The organism is Meridianimaribacter sp. CL38, from assembly GCF_004328055.1.
Classification (GTDB): domain Bacteria; phylum Bacteroidota; class Bacteroidia; order Flavobacteriales; family Flavobacteriaceae; genus Gaetbulibacter_B; species Gaetbulibacter_B jejuensis.
In genome coordinates, this window is the sequence record NZ_QKWS01000006.1 from 36382 (window position 1) to 56703 (window position 20322).

At 32.6% G+C, this 20322-nt stretch carries 22 protein-coding genes; 11 read left to right on the top strand and 11 right to left on the bottom strand.

What is annotated here, in order from left to right; genetic code table 11:
- Nucleotides 1-48: 48 nt before the first annotated feature.
- The 5 genes from DMZ43_RS13435 to DMZ43_RS13455 are packed head-to-tail and all read left to right on the top strand — an operon-like array spanning nt 49 to nt 4362.
- Nucleotides 49-801, top strand: a complete 753-nt coding sequence (locus DMZ43_RS13435; RefSeq protein WP_131508866.1) for a type 1 glutamine amidotransferase domain-containing protein — start codon at nt 49-51, stop codon at nt 799-801.
- Nucleotides 802-803: 2 nt separating this feature from the next.
- Nucleotides 804-2009: an MFS transporter gene (locus DMZ43_RS13440; protein ID WP_131508867.1), complete on the top strand. Its 1206-nt coding sequence runs from the start codon at nt 804-806 to the stop codon at nt 2007-2009.
- 4 nt (nt 2010-2013) lie between these two features.
- Entirely contained in the window at nt 2014-2952 is a 939-nt protein-coding gene (locus DMZ43_RS13445; RefSeq protein ID WP_131508868.1) for an aldo/keto reductase, read from the top strand.
- A gap of 58 nt (nt 2953-3010) precedes the next feature.
- Nucleotides 3011-3976, top strand: coding sequence for a TIGR03571 family LLM class oxidoreductase (locus DMZ43_RS13450; RefSeq protein WP_131508869.1), 966 nt, complete (start codon nt 3011-3013; stop codon nt 3974-3976).
- A complete protein-coding gene (locus DMZ43_RS13455; protein WP_131508870.1) occupies nt 3976-4362 on the top strand; it encodes a VOC family protein in 387 nt (128 codons plus the stop codon). Before DMZ43_RS13450 ends, DMZ43_RS13455 begins: the two co-directional genes overlap by 1 nt.
- A gap of 91 nt (nt 4363-4453) precedes the next feature.
- On the opposite strand, the gene DMZ43_RS13460 is transcribed toward DMZ43_RS13455, so the two are convergent.
- On the bottom strand, nt 4454-4759 hold the full coding sequence (locus tag DMZ43_RS13460) for a hypothetical protein (protein WP_129761150.1): 306 nt from the start codon (nt 4757-4759) through the stop codon (nt 4454-4456).
- A 119-nt stretch (nt 4760-4878) separates the two neighbouring features.
- A complete protein-coding gene (locus tag DMZ43_RS13465) occupies nt 4879-6114 on the bottom strand; it encodes a 3-deoxy-D-manno-octulosonic acid transferase (RefSeq protein ID WP_131508871.1) in 1236 nt (411 codons plus the stop codon).
- 128 nt (nt 6115-6242) lie between these two features.
- Between DMZ43_RS13465 and DMZ43_RS13470 the strand changes: the two genes are divergently transcribed.
- The 4 genes from DMZ43_RS13470 (at nt 6243) to DMZ43_RS13485 (ending at nt 10497) form a co-directional block, all read left to right on the top strand.
- On the top strand, nt 6243-7379 hold the full coding sequence (locus tag DMZ43_RS13470; protein WP_131508872.1) for a DegT/DnrJ/EryC1/StrS aminotransferase family protein: 1137 nt from the start codon (nt 6243-6245) through the stop codon (nt 7377-7379).
- Nucleotides 7379-8398, top strand: a complete 1020-nt coding sequence (gene galE / locus DMZ43_RS13475; protein WP_131508873.1) for a UDP-glucose 4-epimerase GalE — start codon at nt 7379-7381, stop codon at nt 8396-8398. Before DMZ43_RS13470 ends, galE begins: the two co-directional genes overlap by 1 nt.
- Nucleotides 8399-8512: 114 nt before the next feature.
- Complete coding sequence (locus DMZ43_RS13480; RefSeq protein WP_131508874.1) at nt 8513-9760, top strand: AraC family transcriptional regulator; 1248 nt, start codon at nt 8513-8515, stop codon at nt 9758-9760.
- A gap of 545 nt (nt 9761-10305) precedes the next feature.
- Nucleotides 10306-10497, top strand: coding sequence for a hypothetical protein (locus DMZ43_RS13485; RefSeq protein WP_129761145.1), 192 nt, complete (start codon nt 10306-10308; stop codon nt 10495-10497).
- A gap of 41 nt (nt 10498-10538) precedes the next feature.
- Here DMZ43_RS13485 and lspA read toward each other — a convergent pair whose 3' ends face one another.
- From lspA to DMZ43_RS13500, 3 genes are all read right to left on the bottom strand, one after another.
- Nucleotides 10539-11030, bottom strand: coding sequence for a signal peptidase II (lspA, locus tag DMZ43_RS13490; protein WP_131508875.1), 492 nt, complete (start codon nt 11028-11030; stop codon nt 10539-10541).
- A gap of 3 nt (nt 11031-11033) precedes the next feature.
- Nucleotides 11034-11927, bottom strand: coding sequence for an ACP S-malonyltransferase (fabD, locus tag DMZ43_RS13495; RefSeq protein ID WP_129761143.1), 894 nt, complete (start codon nt 11925-11927; stop codon nt 11034-11036).
- A gap of 81 nt (nt 11928-12008) precedes the next feature.
- Nucleotides 12009-12932 carry a dihydrofolate reductase gene (locus DMZ43_RS13500; protein ID WP_131508876.1) on the bottom strand — a complete coding sequence of 308 codons (924 nt, stop codon included), beginning with the start codon at nt 12930-12932 and terminating at the stop codon, nt 12009-12011.
- 360 nt (nt 12933-13292) lie between these two features.
- Between DMZ43_RS13500 and DMZ43_RS13505 the strand changes: the two genes are divergently transcribed.
- A complete protein-coding gene (locus tag DMZ43_RS13505; protein ID WP_129761141.1) occupies nt 13293-13592 on the top strand; it encodes an isoamylase early set domain-containing protein in 300 nt (99 codons plus the stop codon).
- 63 nt (nt 13593-13655) lie between these two features.
- On the opposite strand, the gene DMZ43_RS13510 is transcribed toward DMZ43_RS13505, so the two are convergent.
- The 6 genes from DMZ43_RS13510 to DMZ43_RS13535 form a co-directional block, all read right to left on the bottom strand.
- Complete coding sequence (locus DMZ43_RS13510) at nt 13656-14108, bottom strand: energy transducer TonB (protein WP_131508877.1); 453 nt, start codon at nt 14106-14108, stop codon at nt 13656-13658.
- A 2-nt stretch (nt 14109-14110) separates the two neighbouring features.
- Nucleotides 14111-14935, bottom strand: a complete 825-nt coding sequence (locus DMZ43_RS13515) for a thymidylate synthase (protein WP_131508878.1) — start codon at nt 14933-14935, stop codon at nt 14111-14113.
- 93 nt (nt 14936-15028) lie between these two features.
- The gene (locus tag DMZ43_RS13520; protein WP_131508879.1) at nt 15029-16558 is read right to left on the bottom strand and encodes a NupC/NupG family nucleoside CNT transporter; all 1530 of its coding nucleotides are present in this window, start codon (nt 16556-16558) and stop codon (nt 15029-15031) included.
- Nucleotides 16559-16572: 14 nt separating this feature from the next.
- Nucleotides 16573-17181, bottom strand: coding sequence for a bifunctional nuclease family protein (locus tag DMZ43_RS13525; RefSeq protein ID WP_129761138.1), 609 nt, complete (start codon nt 17179-17181; stop codon nt 16573-16575).
- 119 nt (nt 17182-17300) lie between these two features.
- Complete coding sequence (locus tag DMZ43_RS13530) at nt 17301-18260, bottom strand: electron transfer flavoprotein subunit alpha/FixB family protein (protein ID WP_129761137.1); 960 nt, start codon at nt 18258-18260, stop codon at nt 17301-17303.
- Nucleotides 18261-18281: 21 nt separating this feature from the next.
- Nucleotides 18282-19028 carry an electron transfer flavoprotein subunit beta/FixA family protein gene (locus DMZ43_RS13535; RefSeq protein WP_129761136.1) on the bottom strand — a complete coding sequence of 249 codons (747 nt, stop codon included), beginning with the start codon at nt 19026-19028 and terminating at the stop codon, nt 18282-18284.
- Between the two features lie 303 nt (nt 19029-19331).
- On the opposite strand from DMZ43_RS13535, the gene DMZ43_RS13540 reads away from it, so the two are divergent.
- Nucleotides 19332-20309: a pyruvate dehydrogenase complex E1 component subunit beta gene (locus DMZ43_RS13540; protein ID WP_131508880.1), complete on the top strand. Its 978-nt coding sequence runs from the start codon at nt 19332-19334 to the stop codon at nt 20307-20309.
- Nucleotides 20310-20322: the final 13 nt, after the last annotated feature.

The window sequence follows — 20322 nt, forward strand, 5'->3', positions numbered from 1 at the left end:
GCTTTTCATTGAATTTTGTACCAGAATTTTAAACCAAAAAACAAAACAATGAAAACAAGATTTTATTTCTCAGCAATCGCTTTGCTTTTTAGCATTGCCTTAATAGCACAAACCAAACAAGACAAACCAAGTGTATTAATGGTGCTTTCTAGCCATCAAGAATTAGGTGACACAGGTAAAGACACTGGTTATTATTTAAGTGAAGTTACTCATGCTTACGAGGTTTTTGAAGCTAATAATTATGAAATCACCTTAGTAAGTCCAGAAGGCGGCAATCCACCAGTAGATGGTTTTGATCTTAAAGATGAAGTGAATAATAAATATTGGAATGATTCAACATTTCAGAATAAACTGAAAAACACATTAAAAGTTTCAAAAGTAAAAGCTAAAGATTACGACGCCATTTATTATGCAGGTGGACATGGCACAATGTGGGATTTTCCAAATAACAAAAAGCTAGCAAAAATTGCTGCAAAAATTTACGAAAATGACGGTGTTGTAGCAGCTGTTTGTCATGGTCCTTCGGCTTTGGTTAATATTAAATTATCTAACGGTAATTATTTAGTTGAAGGTAAAACGGTAAGCGTATTTACTAATGAAGAAGAAGCTAATGTAAAATTAGAAAACGTGGTACCATTTTCATTAGAAGACAAACTTATTGAACGTGGTGCAACTGTAGATAAAGCAGCTATGTGGCAAGAAAAAGTAAGCGTAGATGAGCGTTTAGTAACAGGTCAAAATCCTGCTTCTGCAAAATTAGCAGCAGAAAAAATTGTAGAACTTTTAGAGGATAAACACTAAAAATGGAAACACAAACAGCAACTCTAAAAACTAAATCTAAACGTAAAAGTTTACCAGCTGCATTATGGGCATTAACCATTAGTGCATTTGGTATAGGTACTACAGAGTTTGTTATTGTTGGCTTACTGCCAACAGTAGCAAACGATTTAAACACCTCAATATCCTCTGCAGGTTTATTAGTAAGTCTGTACGCTGTTGGTGTTGCAATTGGTGCACCAGTATTAACAGCTTTAACAAGTCAAATAGCAAGAAAACGACTGCTAATTGCTATAATGCTATTGTTTATAATTGGTAACGGATTAGCAGCTATTGCACCAAGTTTTACCTTACTAATTTTAGCTAGAATATTAACTGGTTTTGCACATGGTGTGTTCTTTTCAATAGGCTCAACAATTGCGGCTAGTTTAGTACCTGAAGATAAACGTGCTTATGCCATTTCTATAATGTTTGCAGGTTTAACTGTAGCAATTGTTACTGGTGTACCATTAGGAACCTATATAGGGCAAAATTTTGGATGGCGTGCCACCTTTATAGGTGTCGCTATCTTAGGAATTATTGGTGCTGTAGCAAGTTACTTTTTGGTACCAGCGTCGATTAAAACATCAAAACCACTTCGTATTGTAGATCAGTTAAAAGTACTTAAAAACCGTTCTATTTTACTGGTGCTTGCTATCACAGCTTTAGGCTATGGTGGTACTTTTGTAACCTTTACTTATTTAGCACCATTATTAGAAGAAGTTACTGGTTTTTCAGCAAATATGACGAGTGTTTTATTACTGGTTTACGGTATCGCAATAGCGTTAGGAAATGTAATTGGCGGTAAAGTATCTAACAAAAAACCAGGAAAAGCCTTAATGGTGATGTTTGCCTTACAAGCTATAATATTATTTATACTTTATTTTACAGCATCTAGCCAAATATGGTCGGTTGTTACACTATTTTTTATGGGCATATTAGCCTTTTCTAACGTGCCAGCATTACAATTGTATGTGGTAAAAATGTCTGAAAAATATTTACCAGGAACTGAAGATGTTTCATCTGCTTTAAATATTGCAGCCTTTAATGTAGGTATTGCAATTGGCGCTTATGTTGGTGGACTTATTGTCGAATCTTCACTTGGTGTTGGCGCAACACCTTGGGTAGGTAGTATATTAGTAATAGTTGGCTTTTTAATCACTTTAATTTTATACAAAAAAGAAAAACTTTAAAACAATGAAAACTTTACAATTTAGAAATAACGACGAAATGCCAATTCTAGGTCTTGGAACCTTTAGATCAGAACCTAATGAGGTGTACACGTCGGTATACGAAGCTATTAAAATAGGTTACCGACATATTGATTGTGCATCAGTATATGGTAACGAAAAAGAAGTAGGAAACGCTATCGCAGATGCCATTAAAGAAGGTATTGTTACACGTGAAGACCTATGGATTACTTCAAAATTATGGAGCGATTCTCATGGAAGAGAAAACGTTATTCCTGCGTTACAAAACACCTTAAACGATTTACAGTTAGAGTATTTAGATTTATACCTAATCCATTGGCCAGTTGCCTTTAAAAAAGGTGTTGAGTTTCCTAAAACGGTAGAAGAATTTATTCCGCTTGAAGACAAACCGCTTACAGACACTTGGAAAGGTATGGAAGATGCTTTAGAGCAAGGTTTAACTAAGCATATTGGGATGAGTAATTTCAACCAAAATGATTTAACAGACATTATTGATCATGCTAAACATTTACCAGAAATGCTTCAGGTAGAAGTGCATCCGTTTTTACAACAAAACAAACTGTTAGAATTCGCTAAAGCACATCGCATTCACATGACGGCTTATGCGCCAATTGGTTCTGGTGCAAATGAAGATGACGATTTAAATCTGTTGAAAAACAAGACTATTAACGACATCGCAACCGCTAATAACATGACAGCAGCTCAAGTACTTCTAGCTTGGGATATACAACGTGGTGTTTCGGTAATACCAAAATCGGTTAACCCAAAACGTCTTCAAGAAAATTTTGATACCATTCATTTTGAATTGAAAGAAGACGATATGAAACGTATTGAAGCTTTAGATAAACATCATCGTTTTATAGATGGTACATTTTGGGAAGTTGAAAACGGTCCGTATACCGCAGACAGTATCTGGAATGCTTAACAAAACAACATCAGGTAGCTGTATAGTTACCTGATGTTATTGAATTGAAAAAATTGCTATGAAAAATTTTGATAAACTATATACACCAGGTAAAATGACGCTTGGTATTGAGTTTCCTTTAGATAACGATTGGTCTTTAGAAGGCGATAAAAAAAGAAAAGAAGACGGTAGACCATTTGGTGTGCCAGATATAAGCAAGCATTTACAGTACGTTAAACAAATTGATAAGGCTGGTTTTGCTGCAGTTTGGATTAGAGAAGTACCTGTTTACGATCCTAATTTTGGTGATGGCGCACAGTTATTTGACACCTTAAGTTATTTAGGATATTTATCTGCCGCAACTAAAAATGTGTTGTTAGGTACAGCAGCAATAGTTTCACCATTACATCAACCAATAAAACTAGCAAAAGCAACTGCTACTATAGAACATCTAAGTGATAGCAGGCTTATTTTAGGTTTAGGTTTGGGTGATAGACCTATTGAGTTTCCTATGTATGGCATAGATTATCAAGAGCGACCAAAATTGTTTAGAGATCATCTTAATATTATGCAAGAGGCTTGGAAAACCAACAGCGATTTATCTACCATATATCCTTTTTTAAATAAAGGTGTTGCTGTGTACCCAAAGCCAAAACATCAGATTCCGCTAGTTGTTGCAGGACATTCTGGACAAAGTCTCGAGTGGATAGCCAAAAATGCTAATGGTTGGTTTAATTATCCAAGAACACCAGAAGAAACCTATTTAAATCGTAAACGATGGTGTGAAGCGTTATACGATACAGATCAGGCTTGCAAGCCATATATTTCGGCATTTCATTTAAATCTGTTACAAGATGATAATGCGACTTTTAAACCACATCGTTTTGGTGGTGCAATTGGTATTAATCATTTAACCGAATTATTAAAAGCTTACGAAGAGGCAGGTGTAAACCATATGGCATTACATTTACGAAAATCAGACACACCTTTAGATGAAGCAATAGGTAAAATTTCCGATATTGTTTTACCAAATTTCAATTCATAATGCAGTTACAGTCCGTTCATCATATTGCCATAATCTGTTCAAATTACGAAATGTCAAAAGCATTTTATACAGACATTCTTGGTTTTAGCATAAAAAATGAAGTTTATCGTAAAGACCGAGATTCTTACAAGTTAGATTTAGCATTAAATAATCAATATATAATAGAGTTGTTTTCGTTTCCTAATCCGCCAAAACGCGTATCGCAACCAGAAGCGGCAGGTTTACGACATATTGCTTTTAGTGTAAATAATTTAGAAGAAAGTTTACAATACTTAGATTCAAAAAAAATTACGCATGAAGGTGTTAGAATAGATCCATTTACCAATAAGAAATTTACATTTTTTAATGATCCAGACAATCTACCTATTGAATTATATGAGTTGTAAATTTTATATTGATAGTAGTTCTTAAAATAATGAGAAATAAAAAAAGCCTTACAGAAATGTAAGGCTTTTATTTTTAAAGACATTAAAAGAATTAGTGTCCTTTAACTGCTTCTTTTGCTTTGTCTGCTGCATCGTTTACAGCGTCTTTAGCACCTTCTTTAACTGAATCAGCTGCTTCTTCTACTGCGTCAACAGCATCATCAATAGCTTCTTCTGTTGCATCAGCTGCATCGTCCATAGCTTCTCCAGCCTCTTCAACAGCTTCTTCAACTGCGTCACCTGTAGCTTCAGCTGCGTTTTCTATTGCATCTCCAGCTTCATCTGCTTTCTCTTTTGTTTCTCTACATGCTGTGAATGACAATCCAAGTGCCAAAACAAGTAATAATAATTTTTTCATTGTTTAAAATAGTTTTAAGTGTTAAATATGTTACACGAAATTAATAACTTATAATGAATAATCAATGAAAAATTTTAACAAATATTAACATTTTTATTAAGATTATTCAAAATATTAGTCTATTTACGTATGTAATTGATTATTTGGATTACAGCTCCTTTATTTTTTTTAATAAAGTTGAGATTTAGTGTACCTTGTTGTAGTCTTTTGTCTTTATTTTCTATTAGCAACTGTAATTTATCTTCTAATTCATTGAAATTTTTGATAGAAATCAACCCTCCATTGTCAATCATTTCATATGCTTCTGGGAAATTTTTATAGTTGCTTCCAATGATTATAGGGACACCAAAAACAGCAGGTTCTAAAACGTTATGAAGGCCTGTATTACCCATTGCACCACCAACATAAGCAATATCAGCATAAGCATAAACTTTACTTAATAGTCCGATAGTGTCTATCACAAATACTGAATAGTTAGAAAGTAATTTGCCCTCTTTTTGTGAGAATAAAACGGTTTCAGTATTTAGGTTTTTAGTAATATTTTGAATTTGAGCAGCTTTGATATTATGAGGTGCAATAATATATTTAACATCGAGGTTTTGATTGTTGTTTATGAACTTAATGAGTAACTCTTCATCTTCTCGCCATGAGCTGCCAATAACTACGCAGAGTTTGTCTTGTTTAAAGTTTGAGATAAAGTCTAAAGTGTTATCTTGATTAAGTTGATTGCTAACACGATCAAAGCGAGTATCACCTGCAACAGTTACATTTTTTAAACCAAGAGTGTTTGCTAGAGTTTTTGAACTTTTGTTTTGAACAAAAATGTGTTCAAATGTATGTAAAGCTTTTTTAGTTTTTGAACCATAAAACTTAAAGTAAGATTGGTTTTTTCTAAATGTAGCCGAAATTAAAATAGCTCTTAATTTATGTTTGTATAGAGCATTTAGCATATTCGGCCAAATGTCATATTTTACAAAAATGGTCAGTTCAGGTTTTACTAAATCTATAAACCGTTTTGCATTACTTTTTGTGTCTAATGGTAAGTACACAACAAGATCAGCAACGTCGGTGTTTTTTCTTATTTCATAACCTGAAGGAGAAAAAAAAGATAATACGATTTTATGGTTGGAGTAAAGAGTTCTTAGTTCTTTAAAAACTGGTAAGCCTTGTTCAAATTCACCTAACGAAGCACAATGAAACCAAAGTGTATTGTCTTCTTTTTTAAGGTGTTGGTTTAGTTTCTTAAATGTTTCATTTCGACCTTTAACACCTAGCCTTATTTTTTCATTAAATAAAGCTACAATTTGTAATACAAAACCTAAAAAATAAATACCAAGATTGTACAATATTCCCACGTAAATTATGTTTTTGCTAAAATACATTACTTTACACTAAATTCATTGGCTGTCGTTATTGAATTTTGTAAATTCGCTACTCGTCAAATGTTTTTTTGACACTTTCTACAACTCATTACAAATTTCGAATGAAAAAAATACAAATGGTTGACCTTAAGGGTCAATATGAAAAAATTAAAACTACAGTAGATCAATCTATATTAGAAGTTTTAGATTCTACAGCATATATTAATGGGCCAAAGGTTCATGAGTTTCAAAGTAACTTAGAAAATTATTTAGGCGTAAAACATGTAATTCCTTGTGCTAATGGAACAGATGCTTTGCAAATTGCAATGATGGGATTAGGATTAAAGCCAGGAGATGAGGTTATAACAGCTGATTTTACATTTGCGGCAACAGTTGAGGTTATTGCGTTATTGCAGTTGACACCTGTTTTGGTAGATGTTGATGAGAAAAATTTTAATATCGATATTGAAGCTATTAAAAAAGCGATTACTCCTAAAACCAAAGCTATTGTTCCTGTGCATTTGTTTGGGCAATGTGCAAATATGGAAGCGATTATGGAAATTGCTCAAGAACATAACCTTTATGTAATAGAAGATAATGCTCAAGCTATTGGTGCAACCTATACTTACAGTAATGGTAAAAAAGCCAAGGTTGGCACAATAGGTCATGTGGCTTCAACTTCATTTTTTCCATCTAAAAATTTAGGATGTTATGGCGATGGAGGTGCAATTTTCACTAATGATGATGATTTAGCGCATACTATTAGAGGAATTGTAAATCATGGTATGTATGAGCGTTACCATCATGATGTTGTAGGTGTTAACTCGCGTTTAGACTCTGTTCAAGCTGCAGTTTTAAATGCTAAATTGCCAAACTTAGATACATATAATTCTGCAAGAATAAAAGCAGCTAATGCTTATGACAAAGCATTTGAAGGTCAAGAAAAAATTGTTACTCCTCATAGAGATGGAGCAGAAGATAATCACGTGTTTCATCAATATACATTGAGAGTTTTAGATACTGATAGAGATGCTTTGGTTAAACATTTGAATGAAAACGGAATACCATGTGGTGTGTATTATCCAATTCCGTTGCATTTACAAAAAGCGTATAAGGATTCTAGATATAACGAAGCCGATTTTAAAGTTACCAATCAATTGGTGAAAGAAGTGATTTCGTTACCAATGCACACCGAGCTTGATGATGAACAAATAAGCTTTATTACAAATACAGTTATAAATTTCATAAACAACAATTAATGAAAGTATTAGTTACTGGAGGACTAGGATTTATAGGCTCGCATACTGTCGTTGAATTACAAAACAAAGGTTTTGAAGTCGTAATAATTGATGATCTTTCAAATTCCTCAATAGATGTGCTTGAAGGCATTACAGCAATTACAGGTAAAACACCAATCTTTGAAAAACTAGATTTAAAAGATAAATTAAAAGTTGAAACATTTTTTAATGCCCACAAAGATATTGTAGGTGTAATTCATTTTGCAGCAAGTAAAGCGGTAGGCGAAAGTGTTGAGAAACCTCTGTTGTATTATGAAAACAACTTAAATACGCTTATTTACATGCTTAAGTCGGTTTTAGGTTTACAAGCATCTAACTTTATTTTTAGTTCTTCATGTACAGTATACGGACAAGCTGATACTATGCCAATACTTGAAAATGCACCAGTAAAACCAGCAGAATCTCCTTACGGAAACACGAAGCAAATAGGAGAGGAGATTATTAAAGATACCTGTAAGGTTAATGATGATTTCAATGCAATTTCCTTGCGATATTTTAATCCAGTTGGAGCACACGAGAGTGCTAAAATAGGAGAGTTACCTCTTGGTGTTCCTCAAAATTTAGTGCCTTTTATTACTCAAACAGCTGCTGGACTTAGAGAGCAACTTTCGGTATTTGGAGATGACTATCCAACACCTGATGGTACCTGTATACGAGACTATATTCATGTGGTCGATTTGGCAAAAGCTCATGTTATTGCGTTGCAACGCCTAATTGATAAAACCAATGCTTCTAACTACGAAGTCTTTAACATAGGAACAGGTAAAGGCAGTTCAGTGCTAGAAGTTATTAAGTCTTTTGAAAAGGTGTCTGGAGAAAAGCTTAATTACAAGATTGCTCCAAGGCGTGCAGGTGATATTACAAAAGCTTATGCTGACACGTCAAAGTCTAATAATGAATTGGGTTGGAAAGCTGAACTAACTTTAGACGATGCTATGCGTTCTGCATGGAATTGGGAAAAAAAGATAAGAAACCTGTAATACGTGTGTTGTTATTGCTGTAAGATTTAACAGTAACTAAGTCAGTGTATTAACAATTTTTTAAGAGCATTTCATTATTAAATTGAATAACTTTAAAAAGGCTAATTCAATCTAATGAAATTTCATTTAAAAATAAAAAGGTTGCTTTTATCTATTGGTTTTACTTTGTTTATAACCAATTGTTTTTCAATGACTGCTATTGATGTTGCACAATTAACTGACTCCTATAATTTAAAGTATGGAGTTTTAGACTTTTTATATTTCTACGTTGCACTTATTGGTTTTTATGTTGCCATAATCCTCAATTTTACAAAGAATACTGATAGAGTTAGTACAAGTTTAATGAGTGGTTTTATTCTTGTTCATGCTTTTTTTATATTGGATTTTGTGCTTTATAATACCAATTATCAGCTTAAATATGCACATACCTATTTAATGTCTGCTTCTGTAGCTTTACTTTATGGTCCATTACTGTACTTTTACTTTAAAAGAATTAATAATCAACATAAGTTTAAAGCATTAGATGCTTTACACCTCTTACCTACAGTGGTATTACTTTTCTTTTTATTCCCATTGTATAGTTTGCCTTTAGAAGAAAAAATGAAAATACAATTAGGGACAAGTAGTGTTTACACTGAAAGTTCGTTTTTTTATATAGTTTTTATCCCAAAGTTAGTGTCGTTAATTATCTACGGATTTTTGATAAGTAAAAATCATTTAAAGAGTTCAAAGTCTAAACTATACAAGAATTTAGAAGCAATCGCTTTTTGGAAGAAGGGAGTGTATAGAATGCATGTGCTTTTTGTAGTGTCTTATTTTATATATGGTATATCAATTAGTGGCCTGTTTTTTAATGCATATAGTTTTATTTATCAAATTGTAGTGGTAGCTATGGCTTTAATGGTGCTTTATATTTCCTATATGGCTCAAGTGCAACCTAAAGTATTTAGTAAACAAATAATTTTAAAGAATACTGAGTTTTTTTCAAAGTATCAAAAATCAGGATTAACAAAATCGTTGTCCAATGAATTGAAGCAAAATTTGATTACGCTTATGGTAGATCATAAAATATTTATGGATAACAGTCTAAACCTAGAAAGCCTTTCTGAGAAACTCGAAACATCTCGCCATAATACATCTCAGATTATAAATGAGCATTTTAATATGAACTTTTTTGAGCTAGTTAATAAATTTAGAGTTGAAGAAGCTATCCAAATGCTTAAGCTAAGCGATAAGAATACTCAAATTATTGATGTTGCTTATGCTGTTGGTTATAATAATAAGGTTACATTTAATAAAGCATTCAAGAAAGAAACTTCTCTAACACCTTCACAGTTTTTGAAATCAGTAAATGAAAAATGAGTAAACTATTATAGGCTTTACCTTTTTTTAACGACAAAATAGCTTCATTTGTGATGCAATTGCAAAGGTAGTTTGTGTGCATCAAACTAAACTAAATTCTATAGTTTCATTAAGCTTTGTATTCATATTGTGAAAAAATAGATTTGAATTAGCCTTTAAAAATATTTATCACCTACCTTTTTGCAGTTGTATTTTTAATTATTTCAATAGTATTATAGTTATCAACGTCTCAAGGAAAAAGTATCAACTTAACCCTGACTTCTGTTAGTTAGGAATGAGTTAAGTTCTTTTATTGAGCATGTCTAACTCAATACAAGTTTTAGGTAAAATCTGAAAGATTAAGTAATTTCCTTGAGGCTTTTTATGAAAGACCAGTATTTTTTGAATTTTCAATAGATGCTGGTTTTTCCTACAAATATCATAACGATATGCGCATTAAATTATTATATTCGTATTTAATAAATTGATTAACAATGATTTAACCTCAATTATTTTGAATTGGGATATAAGATGTCTTTCTTTGCCTTGAATGATAAATGAATAAAATGAAATTGATAAGTATAAAAAGACAGACAAAACCCGAAGCACGATTCACTCCAAAAATGGGTTTATTACAAACAAATGTAACGTATATTAAAAAGCAATTTTTAAGTATTCCGTTTAAAACCCTTCACAAATATAGAGAGACATACTATGGTGAAGTAAAAGATTGCGAAGACTGTATTTTAGCTAAATAAAAAAGTAAAAGCCTCTATTAAGAGGCTTTTACTTTTTTATTCTACTGTTGTTTTTTCTTAGTAAAAAAACTTCCTAAAAGTAATAATATCATCCCAGATGTAACTGATACATCGGCAAGATTGAAGATTCCGGTTCTAAATACTCCACCAAAATCTAAATGAAGAAAATCTATTACTTTGCCATAAGCAATACGGTCAAAAATATTAGCAATTCCACCTCCAGCAATACAACTTAGACCAATAATTGCTAATTTATCTAAATGTTTGTTTTTGAAAATATAAAAAACAAGATAGCTTAATACTAAAACGGGTAACAGTATTAAAAGTATAATACGTAATGTGTCGTTTAGTTCGCTACCCATTCCTAAAAAGGCACCTGAGTTTTTTACATATTGAAGAATAAAAGTGTTACCAAAAACTTCAATGGTTTCACCTAAATTCATTTTACTATCAACTATCAATTTAGATATTTGATCTACAGCAATGTTTACTACAATAAGTAGTATTATAGCTAAATTTCTAGATAGTTTCATAAGTTATGAGTTAGTCTCAAAAGTTGCTGAAACCGTTTCAGCTTCTCTATTTATTTTCTTAACTAAACCTTGTAATACTTTTCCAGGTCCAACTTCAGTAAATAATGTTGCACCATCAGTAATCATTTGTTGTACCGATTGTGTCCATCTTACAGGAGCTGTTAATTGAGAGATTAAATTGGTTTTAATGGCAGCTTCATCAATTACTGCACTTGCTGTAACGTTTTGGTATATTGGGCAGTTTGGTTTTCCAAACATTGTATTTTCAATAGCTGCAGCAAGTTCTTCTCTTGCAGGTTCCATTAAAGGTGAGTGAAATGCTCCACCTACAGGCAATACTAATGCACGACGAGCTCCTTCTTCTTTTAAAGTTTCACAAGCTTTGTTAATAGCTTCAACTTCCCCTGAAATTACTAATTGTCCAGGGCAGTTATAATTAGCAGCAACTACAACACCTTCGGTCATTGCACATACTTTTTCAACTACATCATCATCCAATCCTAATACTGCAGCCATTGTGCTTGGTTGTAATTCGCAAGCTTTTTGCATTGCCAAAGCACGTTGCGATACCAGTTTTAAACCATCTTTAAAAGTTAAAGTGCCATTTGCTACCAAGGCCGAAAACTCTCCTAAAGAGTGTCCTGCAACCATATCAGGTTTAAAACTATCACCTAAGGTTTTAGCTAAAATTACTGAGTGTAAAAATATTGCAGGTTGAGTAACTTTTGTTTCTTTAAGGTCTTCTGCAGAACCTTCAAACATTATATCAGTTATAGAGAATCCAAGAATATCATTGGCTTGTTCAAAAAGTTCTTGAGCAAGAGGTGAATTTTCATATAAGTCTAATCCCATTCCAGTAAATTGGGCACCTTGACCAGGAAAAATGTATGCTTTCATGTATTAAAATTTTATGTTGCAAAAATAGGAATAATATCTTTAAAAGATATTAGCATTAATTTTTGAGATAGGTATACTTTTTTACTGTCTTACATAGGTTATAAAAGAAAACGCATGATTGTGCTTTTCATCTTTTTCATGGCGTTCTCTGTCTATTTCTTTCCAAGTGGTAGTATCTATTTCTGGAAAAAATGTATCAGCACCTTCAAAAGTGTCATGTACTCTTGTAAGTTCAATTTTATCAACAAGATTAATGGACTGCTTGTAAATTTCTCCGCCACCAATTATAAACGGTTGTGCGTCACTTTTAGCTGCATCAATAGCGTCTTCTAAAGAATTAACTACAATTACTCCGTCTGGTACTTTATAGTTGTCTTGTCTTGTAATTACTATATGCGTTCTGTTAGGAAGCGGTTTAGGAAAACTTTCAAAAGTCTTACGACCCATTATAATATGATGCCCAGAGGTTAAACTTTTAAAACGTTTAAGGTCGTTACTTAAATGCCAAATAAGGTCATTGTCTTTACCTATAGCATTATCTTCACCTGCAGCAACAATTATGGTAAGTTGACTAGCCTTGTTGCTTTTTTTAAGTTTTTGAACTTCATTATATGCTTGGGTTTTTGCCATATGTGTTTCTTCTTTCAAAAAACCTTGTTTTAGTTGTTCAATACGCTCTTGTTGTTTAGCAACCAATTTGTCCAATTGCTGTTGTTCCCAAGCTGTTCCCATAAATTTTTGGGTTACAAACACATTAAAAAGATGATATATAAAAAGAAACAACCAAATAAGTATTGCATATACAAACCAGTCTATGCCAAAAAAAGTAGTGTCTTTTCCAATACCTAAAACAGTGTTTGCAACAATTAAAAACACAGCTCCAATTAAAAACACAACAAAGTGAGCATATAAGCGCTTTTTTTGTTTAATGCGTTTTTGAGCATTTTGTATAAGCTCCAATTGTTCTTTATCTATTTGAGGTTTTTGTTTTTTCTTTCCGAACATAATCATGAAATAATTGAAAGGTAAATTTACGTCTTTTTTATAATATAGTTTTTAAGATTTTATAGGTCTATTTTTTTAAAATAATAGAGTTTAATTGATGTAAAAAGTCGCGAAATCGTTGTAACATAAGTGCAGGTGATTGAGTTATTTGAAAGTGCAAACGTTGTAGTGGTAAACACTCTGAAAATCAAACGATAGCAATGTTGAATATCTGCCAAAAAAGAACATGTTTTTTTTCTTACTTTAAATTAAAATGAACTCATTTTTAACGAAATGATAAATCGTATCTCAAACGCAAAGAATAGTTTGTAGCTAGGATTTTCTTTTATAGCTTTGAAATAGAATTAAATACATTTAATTATGGCTATTAAAAAACAATACTTAAAAAGCAAACCAGTATGTAAAGTCACTTTTTCTGTACCTGCTGAAGAAGCTAAAAAAGTAACAGTAGTAGGAACCTTTAACGAGTGGAAAGAGAAAAAAGATTTTCAGCTTAAAAAGTTAAAGAACGGGACTTTTAAAGGTACTGTAGATTTAGAAAAAGATAACTCTTATGAATTTAGATATATTGTAGATGGTACATATACCAACGACGAAGCTGCAGATGCCTATGCATGGAATGACTATGCAGGAGCTGAAAACAGCGTTTTAAATTTATAATTTTGAAAAAACAGATTAAAAGAAAAGCTTTCAATTTTTGAAAGCTTTTTTGTTTTGTATAGTTTATCTATTGCTAAGATAGACAGGTATTGAATAAGGAATAATAACAGGTTTCCCTTTAATTTTACCAGGAGTCATTTTTGGTAAACTATTAATAACTCTTACAGCTTCTTTTTCAAGTTTTGGGTGAGGGCCTCTTGCTTTAGCTTCTATAATTTCCCCTTCTTTATTTAATTTGAAAATAATATAAACGGTATAATCACTTGCTGGCAGGTCAAGGCTTTTAAATACATCAAGATTGTAGTTTTTAGTGATGAATTTTGAAATTTTATCTGACATGCATTTTTTTAGTTTTTTATTACTTCGTTTTCGCTCACAACCAGGATAAATAGGAATTTCATCAAGCACTATAATTTCAGATTCGTTTTCGCTCTCAGGTTTAGTGATTGAATCTTGAGCATTGCTTAGACTAGTAAGAAATAAAAAGCAAGTAAAAAAGACTAGTGTTTTAAGCATGTTTATACAGCAACAGCACCTTTAATATGTGGGTGCGGATTATAATCCACTAAAGTGAAATCGTCAAAAGTAAAGCTAAAAATATCCTTTACTTCAGGATTTAAAATCATTTTAGGTAAAGGTCTTGGGTCTCTAGAAAGTTGCAACTCTAGTTGATCGTAGTGATTGCTATAAATATGAGCATCACCAAAAGTGTGTATAAATTCTCCAGCTTCATAACCACACACTTGAGCCATCATCATAGTAAACAGTGCATAAGATGCAATATTGAAAGGAACACCTAAAAATATGTCAGCACTACGTTGATAAAGTTGACAAGATAGCTTTCCGTTTGCTACATAAAATTGAAAAAACGCATGACAAGGAGGTAATGCAGCTTTACCATTTGCAACATTTTCACTAAAGCTTTTAGAAGTGTCAGGTAGCACTGAAGGATTCCAAGCTGAAACTAACATTCTTCGGCTATTTGGGTTGGTTTTAAGTGTTTCAATCACTTCCTTTATTTGGTCAATTTCGTCACTATTCCAGTTGCGCCATTGATGACCGTAAACAGGTCCTAAGTCTCCATTTTCGTCAGCCCATTCGTTCCAAATACGAACGCCATTTTCGGTTAAATAGTTAATGTTTGTATCACCTTTTAAAAACCACAGTAACTCATGAATTATTGACTTAAGATGTAGTTTTTTAGTTGTTACCATTGGGAAACCTTCACTTAAATCAAAACGCATTTGATAACCAAAAACACTTTTTGTTCCTGTTCCTGTTCTATCTCCTTTTTCGTTTCCGTGTTCTAAAACATGTTTTACTAAATCTAAATACTGCTTCATAATTTCTGTGACTTTTCGAAAAATAAAAATAGAAAAAAGGGTTAAATCACGATGACTCAACCCTTAAATAATATTAAAAGTTATTAACTGTTTTTAACCTATAATCATACCAGCAATAGTTGCTGAAATTAATGATGCAATTGTACCTCCAATTAAAGCTTTCATCCCAAATTTAGATAAGGTTTTACGCTGCCCTGGAGCTAAAGAACCAATACCTCCAATTTGAATACCAATAGATGCAAAATTAGCAAAACCACATAGCATGTAGGTTGCCATGATTATTGATTTTTCGTATGTTAAATGAATTGAGTTTCCTGCGTTTTTAAGGTCTGCTAATTGAATGTACCCAACAAATTCACTTGCAGCTAATTTAATACCTAGCAACTGTCCCATAAGTGCCATGTCTTCTTTGGCAACACCAATTAACCACATTAAAGGAGAGAAAATATAGCCCAAGATAAACTCTAATGATAAACTCTCATATCTAGTATTTTCAACAATCCAAGAGTTTAAACCAGTAAAATATCCTATTTTTCCAAATCCATAGTTAATCATAGCTATAAACGCTACAAATACTAAAAGCATAGCACCAACATTAACGGCAAGTTTTAAACCTTCGGTAGTTCCGTTAGCAATAGCGTCTAGTATATTTGAACCAATTTTATCTTGAGATACAGAAACATCTGTATTTACCTCTTCAGTTTGAGGGTAGAGTATTTTTGAAATAACTATAGCACCTGGAGCAGCCATTACTGATGCCGCTAAAAGGTGTTTTGCATAAAACAGTCTTAATTCTGGATCGTCACCACCAAGAAAACCAATGTAAGCCGCAAGTACAGCTCCTGCAACGGTAGCCATACCACCAATCATGACAAGTAGCATTTCGGACTTATTCATTTTTTCTAAGTAGGCTTTAATTAATAATGGTGCTTCGGTTTGTCCTAAAAAGATATTTCCAGCAACACTTAAACTTTCAGCTCCTGAAATTTTTAAAGCTTTTGAAAGTAACCAAGCCATAGCCTTAACAACTTTTTGAATAATTCCTAAGTAAAATAAAACCGATGTAAGTGCCGAAAAGAAAATAATTGTTGGCAGTACTTGGAATGCAAAAATAAATCCAAAGGTATCCATATCAACCACTAAGCCTTCAAATAGAAACTTACTTCCTGCTCTTGTGAAATCTAATATTTGAACAAATATTTTTCCAATAAAGTCAAAAATAGTTTGGACAAATTCAACTTTTAATACACCAACAGCAATTAGTAATTGAAAAGCTAGACCAATGCAGACGATTCTCCAATTAATTGCTTTTTTATTACTACTGAATAAAAAAGCAATAAAAACCAAACTTATCATACCTAATACACCTCTCCAAAGACTAGTGAAAGAAAACCCTTGGCTAGGAATAATTGTACTTTTAGGTGTAGCGTCTTCAGTTGTAGTAACAGTATTTTCAGTATCTACTACTTCAGTAATTTCATTAATTGAATTTATAGAGTCTGTTACAATTTCTGTAACTTGATCAATAGTATCTAATTGAGTGGTTGTTTCTGGATTTTGTGATACGGTTAGGGTTGTAAAAAGAAAAAATAGGGCAACAAAAAACAAAAACTGCTTTCTCATAATTTAAATAGGTATTACTCTCGTTTTGAGATTTCATCACGAATATTTGCTGCTTTTTCATAATCTTCATTATTTACAGCTTCGTCTAAAAGTGAATGTAATTCTTCAATAGATTTATCTTTGTAGCTTTCATGAACGCTAGCTTCAATTTCTTCAGCAACTAATTCATCCATTAAGATACTATCTTCTTCTTCGTCTTTTTTAGGATTTACTTTCAAGTAAATTCCTGCTTTGTCTAAAATATTTTTGTAAGTAAAAATAGGAGCGTTAAAACGCAAAGCCAAAGCGATAGCATCACTGGTTCTTGCATCAATTATTTCCTCTATTTTATCACGTTCACAAATTAAACTTGAATAAAACACACCATCTACCAATTTATGAATGATAACTTGTTTAACAACAATATCAAATCGGTCAGCAAAATTTTTAAAAAGGTCGTGTGTTAAGGGTCTAGGAGGTCGTATTTCTTTTTCTAAAGCAATGGCAATTGATTGTGCTTCAAAAGCACCAATAACTATTGGAAGTTTTCGGTCACCATCTACTTCGTTTAAAATCAAAGCGTAAGCGCCATTTTGAGTTTGGCTGTACGATATGCCCTTTATGTTAAGACGAACTAAGCTCATAAATTTAAAAACACAAAGAACTGTTTAAATTAGGACTTTACCAAACTGAAATTAACAGATTTGGAGATTTAGACCAAATTCAAACAGTCCTTTAACAATACAATTTATAAAAAAATTATTTATTGCTGAGCTTTAAATTCCTTTAATTTCTCTATTAATTTAGGTACAACTTCAAAGGCGTCACCCACAATTCCGTAATCAGCAGCTTTAAAGAAAGGTGCTTCAGGATCTGTGTTGATAACTACTTTTACTTTTGATGCGTTGATACCTGCTAAATGCTGAATAGCTCCAGAAATTCCAACTGCAATATATAAGTTTGATGCTACTGGTTTTCCTGTTTGTCCTACGTGCTCACTGTGTGGTCTCCAACCTAAATCACTTACAGGTTTAGAGCATGCAGTAGCAGCACCAAGAACATCTGCTAATTCTTCTATCATTCCCCAGTTTTCTGGACCTTTTAATCCACGTCCACCAGATACTACAACTTCAGCATCTGCAATAGTAACTTGACCTGTAACTTTATCTACAGCATCAACTTGTACTTTTATTTCTGGGATTGAAGCTGAAAAATCTTCAGCAGCTGCACTTGCAGTATTTTCTTTTAATCCGAAAGCATTTTTTGAAACTGCTACTAATTTAACATCAGAGTTAATAGTAGTCATGTTAAATGCTTTGTTTGTAAATGCAGTACGTTTTACTGTAAATGGCGAAGTGCTAGAAGGCGCTTCAACCACGTTAGATGCAAAACCTGCATTTAAATCTACTGCTAAAAGAGGTGCTAAATACTTGCTGTCTGCACTTGAGCTTACAATAACAACTTTGGCATCTTCTTTTTCTGTAGCTTGTTTTATAATGCTTGCATAGGCATTGGCATTAAATTTATCTAAACTAGCATCGTTAACTTTTAATACTTTGTCAACACCATAGTTTCCTAAAGCTGATGTGTCATCAGCATTTATAGTAACTGCAGTTACTGTTGTTCCCATTTGGTCTGCAACAGCTTTTGCATAAGAAGCAACTTCAAACGCTACTTTTTTAAATTTTCCTTGTTCTGATTCTGTATATACTAAAACTGACATCTTTTCTTTTTTGTACGTTAATTAAATGACTTTTGCTTCGTTGTGAAGTAGGTTTACTAATTCACCAACATTATCTGCATCTACTAAAGTAACAGCACCTTTTGGAGCTGGTTTTTCAAACTTAACTGAAGCTGTTTCAGCTGATGCATCAACAGGTTCTACAACGTTAAGAGGTTTTTTACGAGCCATCATAATACCTCTCATATTAGGAATACGTAAGTCACTTTCTTCAACAAGTCCTTTTTGACCACCAATTACTAGTGGTAAAGCTGTAGACACAGTTTCTTTTCCTCCATCAATTTCTCTTACTGCTTTTGCCGAAGTTCCATCAACCTCAAGACTAATACAGTTGTTTACAAAATTTGCGCTAGTTAATCCAGCTAACATTCCTGGAACCATACCACCATTGTAGTCAATAGATTCACGACCAGCAATTACTAAATCGTAACCACCATTTTTTACAACATTTGCCAATTGCTTTGCGACTGCAAAACCGTCTGTAGCTTCAGTGTTAACTCTTATGGCTGTATCTGCTCCAATAGCTAAAGCCTTACGAAGTGTAGGCTCAGTTTCAGGACCACCAACATTTACAACATCTACGCTAGCACCTTGTTTTTCTTTAAACCACATAGCACGAGTTAATCCAAATTCGTCATTAGGATTGATTACAAATTGTACACCATTTGTGTCAAATTTTGTGTCGCCATCCGTAAAATTAATTTTTGAAGTCGTATCAGGTACATGACTAATACATACTAATATTTTCATATCGTTATTATTATGTTTTACACTAAAAAATTTTTGAGGTTACGAAGTTAATTATTTTAATTTGAATATTTACTATGCATGCATAATATTTTTTCCTTTTTAAAGATAATTTCAAGATCGATTGATGAATTTTTGAAAAAAGATGCACAAATTTTAAGAATTCTTTAAAACAAAATACGATTTGAGTGTTTTAAAATAGCATCAATTTAAAAATGAAGACCCAATAAGAAACAATGTATTATTATAAGGTGTATTTTTTATGAAATATTCCTATTTTTGCTTTCCGATTTAAAGAGATAATACATGAAAACTATTCAATTTAGAGAAGCAGTTTGTGAAGCCATGAGCGAAGAAATGCGTCGTGATGAAAGCGTTTACTTAATGGGTGAAGAAGTTGCTGAATATAATGGTGCATATAAAGCATCAAAAGGTATGTTGGACGAGTTTGGTCCTAAACGTGTTATTGACACACCAATTGCTGAGCTTGGTTTTGCAGGAATTGCAGTAGGCTCAACAATGACTGGTAATAGACCAATTGTAGAGTATATGACATTCAATTTCTCTTTAGTTGGTATTGACCAAATTATAAACAACGCAGCAAAAATCAGACAAATGTCTGGTGGACAATTTAAGTGTCCAATTGTATTTCGTGGACCTACAGCTTCTGCAGGACAGCTAGCTGCAACACACTCTCAAGCTTTTGAAAGCTGGTTTGCAAATACTCCAGGTTTAAAAGTTGTTGTGCCTTCAAACCCTTATGATGCAAAAGGATTATTAAAATCTGCTATTCGTGATGACGATCCAGTAATTTTTATGGAAAGTGAGCAAATGTATGGTGATAAAGGCGAAGTTCCTGAAGGCGAATATTTAATTCCGTTAGGAGTTGCAGATATTAAACGCGAAGGAACTGATGTTACTATCGTTTCTTTCGGAAAAATCATCAAAGAAGCTTACAAAGCTGCAGACGAATTAGAAAAAGAAGGGATTTCTTGTGAAATTATCGATTTGCGTACTGTACGTCCTATGGATAGAGCAGCAATTATAACTTCTGTAAAGAAAACAAACAGACTAGTAATTCTTGAAGAAGCATGGCCTTTTGGTAATGTGTCTACTGAAATTACATATTTAGTACAGTCTGAAGCGTTTGATTATTTAGATGCTCCAATTGTAAAAATTAACACAGCCGATACACCTGCTCCTTACTCTCCAGTACTTCTGGAAGAATGGTTACCTAACAGTAACGATGTAATAAAAGCAGTAAAAAAGGTAATGTATAAATAAATCGCATTTTTTT